We start from the raw sequence: 14,896 nt of genomic DNA, 5'->3' as shown, positions 1-14,896 counted from the left end.
GAGGATGTCAAATCTAATCGTTCGTCCTGAGAAGGGAGGGCCGGGCCAGCATCCGCTGCTATCGGTGACGCCGGAATCCGCCGGTTGGAGCTATGTCGGGTTTGAGGTGTACCGGCTGAAGCCTGGGGAGACCATTGAACGGAGTACAGAGGATCGGGAATACTGCTTGGTGATTATAGAAGGGAAAGCCCATGTATCAACGGCGGAGACAAGGTGGGAGTCGGTTGGCGAGCGGTTGAGCGTATTTGAGCGGATTCCCCCGTATGCGGTCTATGTGCCGGGCGGCAACCGATACGAAGTTGAAGCGGTAACCGAGTTGGAGCTGGGGGTCTGCCATGCTCCGGATCGGAAGAGCGGTCATCCGGCCCGTTTGATTGGGCCAGAGGATATGGACAGCGAAGTCCGGGGAGAAGGGGCAACGCAGCGGTATATTCATCACATTTTGCCGGAACAGCAGCCTGCGGATAGCTTGCTCGTTGTTGAGGTGTTTACGCCTGCGGGACATTGGTCCAGCTATCCCCCGCACAAGCATGACCAGGATGCCTTGCCGGATGAAGCGCTGCTGGAGGAGACGTATTATTATCGGGTGAACCCGCCACAGGGGTTTGCCGTTCAACGTGTGTACACGGATGACCGGTCGCTTGATTCAACGATGGCGATAAGAAACGGCGAGACGGTGCTCGTACCAAAGGGCTATCATCCGGTGTCTGCACCTCCCGGTTACGATGTCTATTACCTCAACGTCATGGCTGGTCCCGTCCGAACCTGGAGGATCCGCAACGATCCGGAACACGCATGGACGCTTGAATCGGCAGGAATGCGCCAGACTCAACCCGATTGAACATTTGCAAAGGCAAATGAATCGTCGGATAATAGCTCCATAGAGAGCGGTAACGCTCGGACTACTATCCGATAATAAATGAGGTTGTTTATGAAAGGGACTACGATTTACGACGTTGCCAAAGAAGCGGGCGTGTCGATTGCGACGGTCTCCAACGTGATTAACGGCAAAGGCAACGTGGGCAAGAAGAAGCGGGAAGAAATCTTTAAGGTAATGGAGCGACTTCAATACAAGCCCAGCGTCATCGCATCCGCTTTGATGGGGAAGAAGACGTATACCCTGGGGCTGCTGATCCCGGATGTGTCGAACCCGTTCTTCTCCGAAATCGCCCGGGCTGTGGAAGATATGGCTCATGAGGAAGGGTACAGCGTCATTGTATGCAGCACCGATAATAACGACGAACGCATCGAGAAATACATCAAGCTGCTGGAGCAAAAAAGCGTGGACGGCCTGCTGATCGGCACCGGCGTTGAGAACGCCAACATTATTGCGCAACTGTCCGAAAATTCCGTTCCGATCGTAATGATCGCGCGGGAGGCGTCGGATATCAATGTGCATCGTGTGCTGACGGACGACTTTAAGGGCGGTTCGCTGGCGGCGGGGCATCTTCTGCAACTTGGCCATGAGCATGTTGCTATCTTGTCGGAGAGCACGAAGTTCAGCAGCAGTAAGGAGCGTGTGAGAGGGTTCCGATTTGCGTTGTTCGAGGCCGGAAAGACGCTGGACGACGAGCGGATCGTTGCCTGCCAATCCACGATCATGGACGGCAAGCGAGCAGCGACGACGCTGCTTACGGGGCCTAATCCGCCGACAGCGATCTTCTGCTGCAACGATATGCTGGCGATCGGTGCGCTGCAGGCAGCTAGGGAATGCGGTGTCCGCGTCCCGGAGCAGCTGTCGATCATCGGCTTCGACAACACGATTTTGTCAACGGTCACGAATCCGACGCTGACCACGATCGCCCAGCCGACGGACGAAATGGCGAAGCTGGCCTTTGGCTTGCTTCTCTCTTCGCCGGACGAAGGGAGCGAGGACATCAAGCAACGCATCGTGATGGAACCCAAGCTGATCGAACGGGAATCTACGGGACCTGTGCAACACGAAGCTGCCGGCTGTTAAGGCCGGCTCGCAGCATCGTGCCGCAGGTATGCCGCTTCTTTGCAACCGTATCGCAGTTCTTACCTACCAACGCTACCAACGCTTTAGTCATCCTTGTCCTAAAACTCCACATAACAAACGCATATAACCTATCCATCGTAATCATCACTCACCGTTGCATCTATCCAGATACCAGCACTACCTCCAAACACAGCTCTTACCGCCAAAAATCAGGACTCATCTTCGCAAGAAATTGAATAAAAAAACTCTTCAGATATGGGACCGATATACAACTGCAACTTCGGATTTCCAACTTTTTCATCCGAAACAATATTAAGCGCTTACAAAATGGAGGGGCGGAAATCTCGTGTCCATGGGTGATAGGCGCCATGGGAAGCCGCTGATTCTTGCGGGGGGGTGAGGCCGAGGCACTTGGAGTGCCAAATGACAGCCAGAAGGGCAGAACAGGATGCCAAATCATTAATGGAGGGGTTAATCGTGAAAAAGTCCGGAATGTTAGGGACGCTTCTTTTAACGATAGCTGTCATTTTCGCAGGATGCGACGGGAATAATGCGGCGGCGCCCGATGCAGCGAAGTCCAACAATTCATCGAAGGGCGAACAGTCGAAGCCCGTGGCAGGCGGAGTCAACACGGACAGCAAGGAAGCTCCCGAGCTCGCGAAACTCGTGGCAGAGGGCAAGCTGCCGAAGCTGGAAGAGAGACTCCCGAAGGCCGAGGACATCATGGTCGAGCCGGTCGTGGAGGAACTTGGTCAATACGGTGGAGACTGGACGATGGCCTGGACGGGGCCGGGCGATAAATGGGCTGTTGGGCAGCCGACAGAGGAGGCGTTGTTCCGCTTCAATGCGGACGGCACCGGGGTGGAGCCTAACGTAGCGAAGAGCTACGAAGTGAACGAGGACTCTACGGTGTTTACGATTCATCTGCGCGAAGGCATGAAATGGTCGGACGGCATGCCGTTTACGGCCGATGATGTGTTGTTTTATTGGGAGCACATGCTGACCAAAGAAACGTTTGGCAAAAAGATCTACGACGCCTATTACTCGGTTGATCCCGTCACAGGCGAAAGAGCGCTCGCTGAAGTGAAGAAGGTCGACGACTACACCTTCACAGTGACGCACAAGTATCCAAATGTACAGTTCCTTGAGCGGGTCGCGATTGATAATAAGTGGTTTTTTGCACCGGCGCACTTCCACAAGACGATCCTTCCGGAGTTTGTTGGCGAGGCAAAAACAGCCGAAATCGCCAGGGAGTGGGGCTATGAGGATGTGAAGGCGTTCCTGGTCGACACCGGCTACTATTATTGGCTGTATCCGCAAATTCCAACGCTGCGCCCTTGGGTTGCCGCCACGGATCCAAACAGCGACCAGTTCGTGATGGAGCGTAACCCCTATTATTGGAAAACTGACGCCGAAGGTCGTCAACTGCCATACTTGGATCGCATTGTCGTGACCAAGATTCAGGATCCGAGCCAGATTTTGCTTGGTACGCTGGCTGGCAACTACAATCTGGCAACCTTCGGGGCTAAAGACTTTACGATTCTGAAGGAAAACGAGAAGAAGGGCGATTTCCGCGTATTGCAATGGACCCAACCCAGCTGGACGAGTGCGGGGATTCAGCTCAATCAGACGACGAAAGATCCGAAGCTGCGCGAGCTGTTCCGGGATATTCGTTTCCGCGAGGCGCTGTCGATCGGGGTGGATCGCAACGAGATCACCGAAATCGTGACGAACGGCATCGCCGACCCGGTGCAAGCGTCCGTTCCTGAAGGAGTGTTCGGATACCAAGAGGGCTGGGCGCAGAAGTGGGCGGAGTATGATCCCGAGCGCGCGAACCAGTTGCTGGATGAAATCGGCCTAAAACGCGGCAAGGATGGCTTCCGCACGTTCCCGGACGGCTCGGATCTGACCTTAACGGACATCGAATCCAGTACAAACGCCGACTCCTTCTTGGAACTTTTGAAGAAGTATTTTGAGGATATGGGACTCAAGTTCAATGTGAAGGTTGTCGAATCCGGTGCATATAACGATCTGAAATATGCCAACGAGGTCCCGATAAACACGGAAGCGATTTCTGTCGTGAACATCTCGTTCCGCCCAGATACGCTTGTGCCGCTGCGTGTGATCACACCGTGGTTTGGTCATTACGGTCTGTATACGGAGTCCGGCGGCAAAGAGGGCTTTAAGCCGGAAGGGGATGTCGCCAAAATTTTGGATCTTTGGGCACAGCTCAAGGCTAGCAATTCCAAGGATGACATCAATCGCATTGCGAATGAAATCTACAAGGTTCATATGGATAATCAGTGGGTCATCGGTTACGCCGGACCAACGCCAGCGCTGGTTGTCGCCAGCAACAAGATGCGTAATGTTCCGGAGAAAGCGGTATGGGCCGACGAATTTCGTTCCTTAGGACACGGGCATCCGGCGCAGTTTTTCCTGAAGCAGTAACTCGGTAGGGAGTCGGCGGCGGGGAATGAAGGACTCCCCGTGCCGTTCTTCCATCCTGAAGGCACGCGTTAATCGCATTGGAGGGGACTGATGACAGATGCTTCAATATATACTCAAGCGGATTGTATTGGCCATTCCGGTCGTGATCCTGATTTCGTTCATCGTCTTCTATATTATTCAGCTTCCTCCCGGAGACTACGTGTCTACTTATGCGGCGCAAATGGCAGCCGCGGGCGACAACATGACGGCGGAGGAAATGGAGGAGATGAGGGAAAATCTGGGGCTTAGCGGACCCGTATACGAGCAGTATGCGGTCTGGATCAAAAAAATCGTGCTGCACGGTGATTTTGGCTTTTCCTTTAGCTACAACAAACCGGTGTTAGACGTGATTAAGCAGTATATGGGGCTGACGTTGGTGGTCTCGTTTGTTACGTTGTTTTTTCACTATATCGTTGCGATTCCGATTGGCATTTATACCGCGGTTAAACAGTATTCCGCCGGGGACTATTTCTTCTCAGGTCTCAGTTTTATCGGCATGGCGACTCCCAACTTCCTGCTGGCTATCATTCTGATGTTCTTCTCGTACAAATGGTTTGGGGACCCGCTGCTTGGACTGTTCTCGCCCGAGTACGTCAATGCGCCGTGGTCGATGGACAAAGTGGTGGATTTGATGAAGCATTTGATCATCCCTGTGATCGTCATCGGGATTGCGCATACCGCGGATTTGATCCGCGTCATGAGAGGCCAGATGCTCGATGAGCTGAACAAGCCGAGCATCGTCACCGCCCGCGCCAAGGGCGTATCCAATCTGAAAATCCTGTTCAAATACCCGACGCGCTCTGCCTTGAACCCAATCGTAAGCACGCTGGGCTGGTCATTGTCCTCGATTTTTACCGGTTCGACCATTACCGCGATCGTACTGAACCTGCCGATCCAGGGACCGGTCATGTACAAAGCGCTGCTGAGCCAAGATATGTACCTGGCCGGGACATGGCTGTTGTTTATGGCGCTGCTCACCGTGTTGGGGACGTTGATCTCGGATATTTTGCTGGCTTGGCTTGATCCGAAAATCCGTACAGAGTTCAGAGGTAATTGACTATGAACCCATCGACGATATTTAAGAAAAAAACTCCGACAAACAACAAAGTATCGAGGCCGGCGAAGCGGAAAAACAACATTGATCTGAACTACAGCTCGCAATGGAAGCTGATGTATCTGCGGTTTAAGAAGCACAAGCTGGCCCGGATCAGCCTGGTCATTCTCGGAGTTCTGTATCTTGTCGCGTTGTTCGCTCAATTTATTGCACCTTACAGTCTGCAAAGCTATGACAGTAAATACGTCAATGCGCCGCCGACGTTGCTGCGTTTCGTTGACGCCGAGGGTAAGTTCCATCTACGCCCGTTTGTCTATGAATTAAAGTCTGATCGGGACCCGGAGACGATGCGCAAAATCTTCGTGAACAACGAGGAGAAGACCTATCCGCTGCAGCTGTTCGTCAAAGGCGAAGAATACAAGTTCCTTGGATTGTTCCGTACCGACATTCACCTGCTGGGGGTGGAACAGCCGGGCCGGATCTTCCTGCTAGGCACGGATGGGATGGGGAGGGATTTATTTTCCCGTATCGTCCTGGGCAGTCAAATCTCGCTGTCGATCCCGCTGGTCGGGGTGGGGATCAGCTTCGTGATCGGCCTCATCCTGGGCGGCATCTCCGGTTACTTCGGCGGCTGGATTGATTCGCTAATCCAACGGATCATCGAGATTATCCGCTCATTCCCGACGCTTCCGCTGTGGATGGCGTTATCGGCGGCGATTCCGCCGCGCATTCCGGTGGTGACGATGTATTTTTACATCGTAATTATCTTTGCGTTGATCGGCTGGACCGATCTGGCACGCGTTGTCCGGGGCAAGTTCATCTCGCTGAAAAATGAAGATTACGTCATCGCCGCCAAAATTGCCGGAGTCAGCGACGCCAAAATCATTATCAAGCATTTGCTGCCCGGATTTATCAGCTATCTCGTTGTGGCGACGACGCTGGCGATTCCCGGCATGATTCTCTCCGAGACGGCCATGAGCTTCCTTGGGCTGGGTATCCGCTCTCCGGCGACTAGCTGGGGCGTATTGCTGCAGGAAGCCCAGCAGATTGAGAACGTCGCTTTGTATCCGTGGAAGTTGTTCCCGCTGGGGATCGTGATTCTTACCGTGCTGACTTACAACTTCCTAGGTGACGGGATGCGGGATGCCGCCGATCCGTACAAGAAATGATCTGACGATACTATGAAGTGAGCGAGGTGACCGTATGACGACACAAACCTTAGTCGAGCAGCCGCTGCTCTCGGTACGAAACTTGAAGATCCGCATCCAGATGGACAACGGCGTCATGCATGCTGTTGACGGGGTTGATTTTGATATCTATAAAGGGAAGACCTTAGGGCTCGTAGGTGAGTCCGGCTGCGGAAAAAGTCTTACCAGCCGCTCGCTCATCAACCTGAATCCGAAGGAATGCGAGACGACGGGCTCGATTGTCTACCGTCCAACCGACACCAAGGAGGGGAAGGAGGTTGACATCCTCTCCCTTGAACCCAATGGCAAGGCTGTCCGCTCCATTCGCGGCCGCCGCATCTCCATGATCTTTCAAGAGCCGATGACGGCCTTCTCTCCGATGTATACGATCGGTAATCAGATTGTGGAAGCGATTCGGATACACCGGACGAAGGATAAGAAGGAAGCCAAAAAAATCGCGCTCGAAATGCTATCCAAGGTCGGCATTTCGGACGAGGAGAAGCGGTTCGATCAATATCCGCACGAGTTTTCTGGAGGCATGCGGCAGCGCGCGATGATCTCGATGGCGCTGTCGTGCAACCCCGAGCTCTTGATCGCCGACGAGCCAACGACAGCGCTGGATGTGACGATTCAGGCGCAGGTGCTTGAACTGATGCGGGCGCTTCAGCAGGAATTTGGCATGTCGATCTTGCTCGTCACGCACGACCTTGGCATCATCGCTCAAATGTGTGACGAGGTCGCGGTGATGTACCTTGGCAAGATCGTCGAGCAGGCGCCGGTGAAGGAATTGTTCCGCAATCCCAAGCATCCGTACACCAAAGGCTTAATGCGATCGATGCCGCGGCTTGGGGGCGGCAAGGAGAAGCGCCTCGAGTCCATCGAAGGCTCGGTGCCGATGGCGATCGACATGCCGCCGATGTGCGGCTTCTATGAACGCTGCAAGGACCGCATCGAAGGGGTCTGTAATGCGGCCGCCGTGCCGATGACATCGATCTCTGAAGGGCATTCGGTCAGATGCTTCCTGTATTCGGAACCGCAAGGAGGCGAAACGCCATGACCAACGCGCTGCTTGACGTCGTCGGGTTAAACAAAGAATTTCAGGTTAAGCCGAAGTCAGCGAGGATCTTTGCGAAGCCAACAAAGGTCCAGGTCCTGAATGACATCTCGTTTGAGATGTACGAAGGGGAGACGCTAAGTATCGTTGGGGAATCAGGCTGCGGCAAAACGACGCTAGGTCGTTGTCTGGTCCGAGGGATTCCCGCTACCTCCGGGCAAGTCATTTACCGTACTGAGGAGGATGAACGCGTTGACTTCTTGAAGTTAAAGGGGAAGGAAGCCAAGCGGCTGCGCAGAGATATCCAGATGATTTTTCAGGATCCGTATTCTTCCCTTAGCCCGCGCATGAGCGTGTTCGATATTATTTCGGAGCCGCTCGTTGCGAACTTCAAGCTGAGTCGAGATGAAGTTGAGGAGAGAGTGAAGGATATCGCGGAAAAAGCTGGCCTCAACCCCAGTTACCTGCGCCGCTACCCGCACGCGTTCTCCGGCGGCCAACGGCAGCGGATCGCGATCGCTCGTGCACTGATCATGAAGCCGCGGCTCATTGTCTGCGATGAGGCGGTGTCCGCGCTGGACGTGTCCATCCAAGCGCAGATCATTAATCTGCTTAAGGATCTGCAGGAACAGTTCAAGATTACGTACTTATTTATCTCGCACGACTTGTCCATTGTGCAGAACATATCAGATCGTGTGGCCGTCATGCACTTGGGACGTATTGTGGAGTTGGCGCCAACCAAGGAGCTGTTCGAGGCTCCCAAGCATCCATATACGGAAGCCTTGATGTCGGCCGTGCCGCAGCCTGATCCGGAAGCGAACCATAGCCGGATCATTTTGGAAGGAGAGGTGCCAAATCCGGCCCATCCGCCAAGCGGCTGCCATTTCCATCCGCGTTGTGCTTACCGGACCGAGAAGTGTATGCAGCAATCGCCGGAACTGCGAGAGATTAACAGCAACCATTCCGTGGCCTGCCACTATGCAGAACAATTAAACTTAAGAGGTGTAACGATATGATTGTTGAACATGCCCCAGCAAATCCGAATCCGAGAAAGCTCATTATTTTCCTGGATTGCGGGGATACGATTATTGACGAAAGCTCGGAGACTCGAGACGAGGAGGGCATCGTACTGGACGGCCGGGTCATTCCCGGCGCGAACGTGATGGTCAAGACATTGGCGGAGCGGGGATTTCGGCTGGCTATCGTCGCCGACGGCGCCGCGCAGTCCTTCAAAAACCTGCTGACCCGAAACGGGATCTATGAATGCTTCGAGACGCTGATCTATTCCGAGAACATCCGGGCCACGAAACCCAGCCCAAGGATGTTCAAGGCCGCGATGGGCGCCATGGAGTTGGAGGAAGCCGATATCCCCCGAATCATTATGGTCGGCAACAACCTCAGCCGCGACGTGAAAGGAGCGAACGCACTCGGCATTACGAGCGTGTTCCTCAGCTGGACGCCGCGTTATCCGAAGACGCCAGCAGACGATTCGGAGATTCCGCGTTACACGATTGAGACTCCACTTGAGCTGATCGAGCTGGCAGAAAAATTGGATAGACAACTATCCTCGTGATGAAAAAAGCGGGACGCAGCGGAGCTATTCCGCTGCGTCCCGTTTTTGGTTTTAACGATCGGTTTAGTGGCCCGCACTCAACGCAGCGTTGCGGCCGGCCGTATATCCGGTTGAGAAAGCTGCCGTAATGTTATATCCGCCGGTATAGCCGTGAACGTCCAGAATTTCTCCGCAGAAATAAAGTCCTGGCATCAGCTTCGATTGCATCGTTCTAGGATCGATTTCTTTTATATTCACACCGCCGCCCGTTACGAAGGCTTCTTCAATCGATAACGTTCCGTAGACCCGAATCGGGAAACGTTTAACCAACTGGGCAAATTGCAGCCACTTTTGCTTTGGAATATTCGCGTAAGTCAGGAGAGGGTCTAATTCGGCTTTTTGCAACAGGATCGGGATGATTTTCTCTGGCAAATACGCTTTTAATACGTTTTTAATTGATTTTTTGGGATCTTGTTCAGCAAGCTTCAGCGTTTCGTTGTAGACTTCATTCTTCGTTTTATCAGGAGTAAAGTCAATGGAAACTTCAATATTGCCAGTGCCAAACTGCTTTAGCGCTTTGACGACGAACTGGCTGCACCGTAAAGCAATTGGTCCTGATATCCCGAAGTGTGTAAACAGCATATCGCCATAGTGCTCGATCGGCTTCTTGCCCTTAGGGTTCCATACGGAAAGGGAGACGTTTCTTAAGGACAGCCCTTGCAGCTCCTTGCTTTGGATAAAAGGTTCATTCGAAGTAAGCGGAACTTCGGTCGGGAACAGTTCAGTAATCGTGTGACCGGCTTTTTCGGCCCAAGCATATCCGTCACCGGTCGACCCGGTATGCGGGACGGATTTGCCTCCTACAGCGATAATCACCGCATGGCTCTCCAGCACTTCTCCGGTTTTTAGCTTGACGCCCACAGTTTGACCATTGTCGTAGAGCACTTCTGCGACGGGGCTGTTGACCCGGATTTGTACGCCTTGCGAGCGCACTTGGTTGATCAGCGCATCGACCACGGTTTTGGCTTTATCAGAGACAGGGAACATTCGCCCGTTATCTTCCTCTTTGAGCTTGATTCCAAGTCCTTCAAAGAAAGCGATGATCTCTTTATTGCCGAACGTGCTTAAAGCACTGTAGAGGAAACGGCCGTTACCGGGAATAAACTGGATGAGCTCATCCAGCTCCTTGTTATTGGTGACATTACATCTTCCGCCGCCGGAGATGCCTAATTTCCGTCCTAACTTGTCTCCCTTGTCCACTAAAAGAACCTTTGCACCCTGCTCACTTGCCGCGATGGCGGCCATCAGACCGGAGGGGCCGCCGCCGATGACGATGACATCTGCTTTTTTCATGTAGATATCCTCTCTATTTGTACTATTCTTACTATTTAATAAATCATGAATTATTGTAAAACTTTGTCGGCTATGATTTAATCGAAACTAGAGTCGTATTCTTGTATTCTTCCGCCAGAGGAGGGAGAACGTGGATGTTGTTAAAGAGATCCTGCTTCAAGTCCTGATCGCCAGTTTGCCTGCATTTCTATTTCCGTTGACGTTTGAGAAAACGAATTGCTGCTGGCCTCATAACAACCGTAGCACTGAGGGACATTCATACGCCGTTGGCTTAATGTATACCTGCTTGTCCAGCATGCTGCTTTGCGATATCTTTGCCTCACGGTTATGGGAAGTTATCCCATTAAATTTCGGGATATTGCCCCTTTTTGCTCTCATGCTGTATGGTCGGTTCCGGGACGGGGTTGCTTTAGCTCTGCTGCAGATCATACTTCATCCTCTGTTTGCAGTAAATTACACCCTTATCGGGTTTATCATGGAGACGGGAATTCTCCTGTATCCATTTGTTCTACTCACTTCCCGTTATTTCAAAAGAACCGGTCGCCAGGGCAAAGTGGCCATCCTCTCTCTTTACTTTATGGGCGGAGAGACGATGATTGGCATGTCTCCATTTTTGACCGGAAGTCTATCATTTAATTCAGACCTTAACGCTTTAACGAATGGATTCATTAATGTGTTGGTCACGATGGTAGTTGGCAGCTTGTTCGTTTACATGATCGAAAGCACCATGGAGAAGGAGAAGCTGCGCGACCAAGTGATGGAGCTGTCGCGCGAATATTTCCGTGAAGCGGAGAAGCTTCAACAAATGATGGACGCTGCTCCATTAGGTATCGTTCTGTTGGATCAACAAGGTTATATTATATCGATAAATGAAACGTTTCTCCAACTCTATCGGACGTACCAAAAAGAGCCGAACGAATCGCGACGCGAGGATCTGCTGCTGCGCCGGTTGAGCGATGTGCTCAGCGGCGTGCCGATTGAGTCCATCGCCTCCCGAGTCGAGCAGTCGCTCGAAGGGCAAACGAAAGTGACCGACTTGATCAAAGCGGATAATCATATTTATTTTACCAGTACGTCTCCGATTCAAAAAAGCAAATCCAACGAAGTGATCGGTGCAGTAGCTATCGTTCAGGATATCACCGAACTGGAAACGTTGCGGATGGAGCTGAATCATGTAGAGCGTCTGAGTCTGGTGGGGCAGATGGCTGCTGGGATCACGCACGAAATCCGCAATCCGATGGCAGTGGTACGGGGCTTCCTGCAGCTCATGCGCGAGAAAAGCCCGCCAACGTTGGATCATTACTACCGCATCGTGATGGAGGAGCTCGATCGGGCCAATGGCATCATCAATGACTTTCTTTCCCTGGCGCAGAATCGTCCGGTTGAAAGCGAGAAATGCCATCTCCACGATATCATTAAGGAACTGACGCCGTTGCTTTGGGCAGATGCGAACCTCCGCGGTCAAACGATTGAGGTCAAGCTGGATGATTCCATGCCGGAATTGTTGCTGAATGCCAAAGAGATCAAGCAGCTGATCTTAAATCTGTCGCGTAATGCGATGGAGGCGATGACCGAAAAAGGGCAGCTCACTATAGAGACCCGCGTTACTAATCAGGGGGGCCTCCTGATGGTCAGCGACACAGGGCCTGGGATTCCTTCCGGGCAGCGAGAGAAGCTGTTTGAGCCATTTTTTACGACGAAAGCGAAGGGAACAGGGCTGGGGCTGGCGTTATGCCTTAGCATCGTCGAACGCCACGGCGGCAAAATTACCGTCGATTCAACAGAGGGTCAAGGCACAACCTTTACCGTTCTTTTCCCACTCTCTTAAGTCGGGGTTGGGTCATTTGACGTCGATCAGCAGAGTTGCTTTCCTTCCCTATGAATGTATAATTAAATTAATCTGGCTAAGAGCGAGGCGAGTGCGAGAGCTCAAAATAGAGCCATATGATTATGCATAAGGAGTGATGGGTAATGTCGATGTCATTTGATCAATATATGAGAGACATGGTACAACCGATGAGAGACGAATTAACCGTGCTGGGGATTCAAGAACTGCGTACGCCGGAGGAAGTCGAAGAACAGTTGCCTAATGCGAAAGGCACTGCGCTGGTCGTTGTCAATTCCGTTTGCGGATGCGCAGCGGGACAATGCCGCCCGGGCGTAGCAAAGGCGTTGCAGCATGATGTGACACCGGACCACTTGTTTACCGTGTTTGCCGGTCAAGATAAAGAAGCTACGGCGAAAGCACGCGAATATTTCGCACCGTATCCGCCGTCTTCGCCTTCGATCGCTTTGATGAAGGACGGCGAGCTCGTCCATTTCATCGAACGTCACCAAATTGAAGACCGTTCGGCTGAAGAAATCGCCGCTGATCTGACCAGCGCGTTCGACCGCTTCTGCCGATAAGCTGTAGCGGCCGTTAATCAGTCGCTTTCGCCCCGCCATCCAGCTTGTCTGGATGGTTTGGGGCGTTTTTCGATTTAGGGCATACTACTGACATGAAATGTTATATCTTGGATGTGGAGGGATTTAAGATGAGTTTGCAGCAGGAAATCATTAAACGGCTTGGGGTTAAACCTGTCATTGATGTGGATGAGGAAATTCGCCGTCGGGTTGACTTTTTGAAGGAGCAGGTCAAAGCGGCACGCACGACCGGTTTATTAATCGCGATCAGCGGCGGGATTGATAGTGCAGTAACCACGGGCTTGTGTAAACGGGCAACGGACGAGCTGACGCAGGAGACCGGCCAACCATACATGACACTGGGCGTATTCCAGCCTTACGGGAAGCAGGAGGACATCGAGCACAGCTACGAGGTGGCCAAGGCGTTTGGCCTTGAACATACCGTGGAGACGAATATTGAGGAAGCTGTAGATGAAATCGCCCTCGAAGTCGAGCACAGCCTGAAAAATATCGGGCAATCCCGTCACCTCAGCCCGCAAGGCAAAGGTAACGTGAAAGCACGGACCCGGATGGTCATGCAATATGCGCTGGCTTTTGAGCTGAACCTGCTCGTTGTGGGTACCGACCATGCTTCTGAAGCAATTACCGGCTTTTACACCAAATGGGGGGATGGAGCCGTTGACGTGACGCCGCTCAGCTCACTGAACAAACGTCAAGTTCGTCAGCTTGCCGTCCGCCTCGGCGTACCGCAAAGCGTAATCGACAAGGCGCCAACCGCTGGTCTGTGGGAAGGACAAACGGACGAGAAGGAGCTCGGAATCAGCTACGAAGATAACAGCGATTATCTGGAAGGCAAGCAGATCGATCCAGCCGTCCAAGAGCGCCTAGAGGCCTTCTACCGCAAGACTGAGCATAAACGCAGCCCAATCCCAGGCATTTAATTCAACATAGGCGCAGGAGTGTCGTTGTGTGATAGGCATGGACTCAAACGGCACGCCATCGCCAATTAAAGTTATCGCCACCCTCAACGCGTTACGCGGGCCCGGGCGCTATTGCCCGGAGCCCGCTTTTTTTCAGGAAAAGTGTACGCAGCTAGTATTCCGGCCGCCCTCTTTCAGTGATTATCCCGTTGCCTCAGGCGGTGAGTGAAACAAAGTAGCAGATCTGCACGGCAGTAGTTATTACTAGCAAGGGAAATTGGTAGCAATAAGAAATTGCAAGAAAATCAATGGGTTGAGATCGTTTCAACAGGGGGACTCTGGCCTCTTCTCTCTCCGCCACCCTCTTTTGATGATTATCCCGTTGAGTCAGTTAGTGGAATGGAAGAAAGAGAAGGGATGGGAGTAGACGCGCCAGTACTTCCATTAGTATCATTAGTAACTCACTCGTATACAATAAGCATCGAGCAAGTATTTAAGAATCAGTTAGAACAAGCATCGAATAAACATCGAATAAATATCGAACAAGTACTAGCAAGCACTACCAAGCACTAGTAAGTATCTAATAAGTATCTAAATTAAGTATCTAAATAAGTATAGTATCTAAATGAGTGTTTTGCATAATTCCGTTTCAGAGAAGAAGCGATAGCATATTCACTGTCGTTAAGGGGTAATTTTCGAAAATGGTATTATATGGATGAAGAAAAGGGCAGACTTGCAGAATTTTAGAACAGCTCGTTTTTTAAGCGGCAGCCCGTTTTGAATGATGAGAAACGGCGAGCGCAGATGCAAGCAGAACAATGGCATTCAAATACTGGTGAGTTGTGACTTTCTGAATGCCCCGGACATGTGCGGCGTCTGCCGTCAAATAGGTTTTCAATCGGGAGTTGCAGCGTTCTACGCTGGTT

12 protein-coding genes and 1 pseudogene are annotated in these 14,896 nt (G+C 52.1%); 11 read left to right on the top strand and 2 right to left on the bottom strand.

Features of this window, described 5'->3' with window-relative positions:
* Positions 1-4 precede the first annotated feature (4 nt).
* The 8 genes from iolB to M891_RS0104950 all read left to right on the top strand — a co-directional run bounded on the left by iolB (position 5) and on the right by M891_RS0104950 (position 9,315).
* Positions 5-841, top strand: coding sequence for a 5-deoxy-glucuronate isomerase (gene iolB / locus M891_RS0104985; RefSeq protein WP_028538047.1), 837 nt, complete (start codon positions 5-7; stop codon positions 839-841).
* Positions 842-931: 90 nt separating this feature from the next.
* Positions 932-1,960: a LacI family DNA-binding transcriptional regulator gene (locus M891_RS0104980; RefSeq protein WP_016313570.1), complete on the top strand. Its 1,029-nt coding sequence runs from the start codon at positions 932-934 to the stop codon at positions 1,958-1,960.
* A gap of 477 nt (positions 1,961-2,437) precedes the next feature.
* Entirely contained in the window at positions 2,438-4,408 is a 1,971-nt protein-coding gene (locus tag M891_RS23335; protein ID WP_232228288.1) for an ABC transporter substrate-binding protein, read from the top strand.
* A 97-nt stretch (positions 4,409-4,505) separates the two neighbouring features.
* The gene (locus tag M891_RS0104970) at positions 4,506-5,504 is read left to right on the top strand and encodes an ABC transporter permease (RefSeq protein ID WP_016313568.1); all 999 of its coding nucleotides are present in this window, start codon (positions 4,506-4,508) and stop codon (positions 5,502-5,504) included.
* Positions 5,505-5,506: 2 nt separating this feature from the next.
* Positions 5,507-6,670 carry an ABC transporter permease gene (locus M891_RS0104965; RefSeq protein WP_084628816.1) on the top strand — a complete coding sequence of 388 codons (1,164 nt, stop codon included), beginning with the start codon at positions 5,507-5,509 and terminating at the stop codon, positions 6,668-6,670.
* 34 nt (positions 6,671-6,704) lie between these two features.
* Positions 6,705-7,745, top strand: a complete 1,041-nt coding sequence (locus M891_RS0104960) for an ABC transporter ATP-binding protein (protein ID WP_036699424.1) — start codon at positions 6,705-6,707, stop codon at positions 7,743-7,745.
* A complete protein-coding gene (locus tag M891_RS0104955; RefSeq protein WP_028538043.1) occupies positions 7,742-8,758 on the top strand; it encodes an ABC transporter ATP-binding protein in 1,017 nt (338 codons plus the stop codon). Before M891_RS0104960 ends, M891_RS0104955 begins: the two co-directional genes overlap by 4 nt.
* Positions 8,755-9,315: an HAD family hydrolase gene (locus M891_RS0104950; protein ID WP_051416837.1), complete on the top strand. Its 561-nt coding sequence runs from the start codon at positions 8,755-8,757 to the stop codon at positions 9,313-9,315. The genes M891_RS0104955 and M891_RS0104950 overlap by 4 nt, the downstream gene beginning before the upstream one ends.
* 63 nt (positions 9,316-9,378) lie before the next feature.
* On the opposite strand, the gene M891_RS0104945 is transcribed toward M891_RS0104950, so the two are convergent.
* A complete protein-coding gene (locus M891_RS0104945; protein WP_028538041.1) occupies positions 9,379-10,647 on the bottom strand; it encodes an NAD(P)/FAD-dependent oxidoreductase in 1,269 nt (422 codons plus the stop codon).
* Between the two features lie 130 nt (positions 10,648-10,777).
* Between M891_RS0104945 and M891_RS0104940 the strand changes: the two genes are divergently transcribed.
* The 3 genes from M891_RS0104940 (at position 10,778) to nadE (ending at position 13,991) form a co-directional block, all read left to right on the top strand.
* Positions 10,778-12,475 (top strand): two-component system sensor histidine kinase NtrB, encoded by a 1,698-nt coding sequence (locus tag M891_RS0104940; RefSeq protein WP_028538040.1) that lies wholly within the window; start codon positions 10,778-10,780, stop codon positions 12,473-12,475.
* Positions 12,476-12,618: 143 nt separating this feature from the next.
* A complete protein-coding gene (locus tag M891_RS0104935) occupies positions 12,619-13,053 on the top strand; it encodes a BrxA/BrxB family bacilliredoxin (protein WP_016313561.1) in 435 nt (144 codons plus the stop codon).
* A 128-nt stretch (positions 13,054-13,181) separates the two neighbouring features.
* Positions 13,182-13,991, top strand: coding sequence for an ammonia-dependent NAD(+) synthetase (gene nadE / locus M891_RS0104930; RefSeq protein ID WP_016313560.1), 810 nt, complete (start codon positions 13,182-13,184; stop codon positions 13,989-13,991).
* Positions 13,992-14,730: 739 nt separating this feature from the next.
* On the opposite strand, the pseudogene M891_RS25725 reads toward nadE, so the two are convergent.
* Positions 14,731-14,896 (bottom strand): annotated as a pseudogene (locus tag M891_RS25725) (transposase); the annotation flags it as partial.

This window comes from Paenibacillus sp. J14 (assembly GCF_000518465.1).
Classification (GTDB): Bacteria; Bacillota; Bacilli; order Paenibacillales; family Paenibacillaceae; genus Fontibacillus; species Fontibacillus barengoltzii.
The sequence above is the reverse complement of the archived record's forward strand: the minus strand, read 5'-3'. Positions and strand labels throughout refer to the sequence as shown.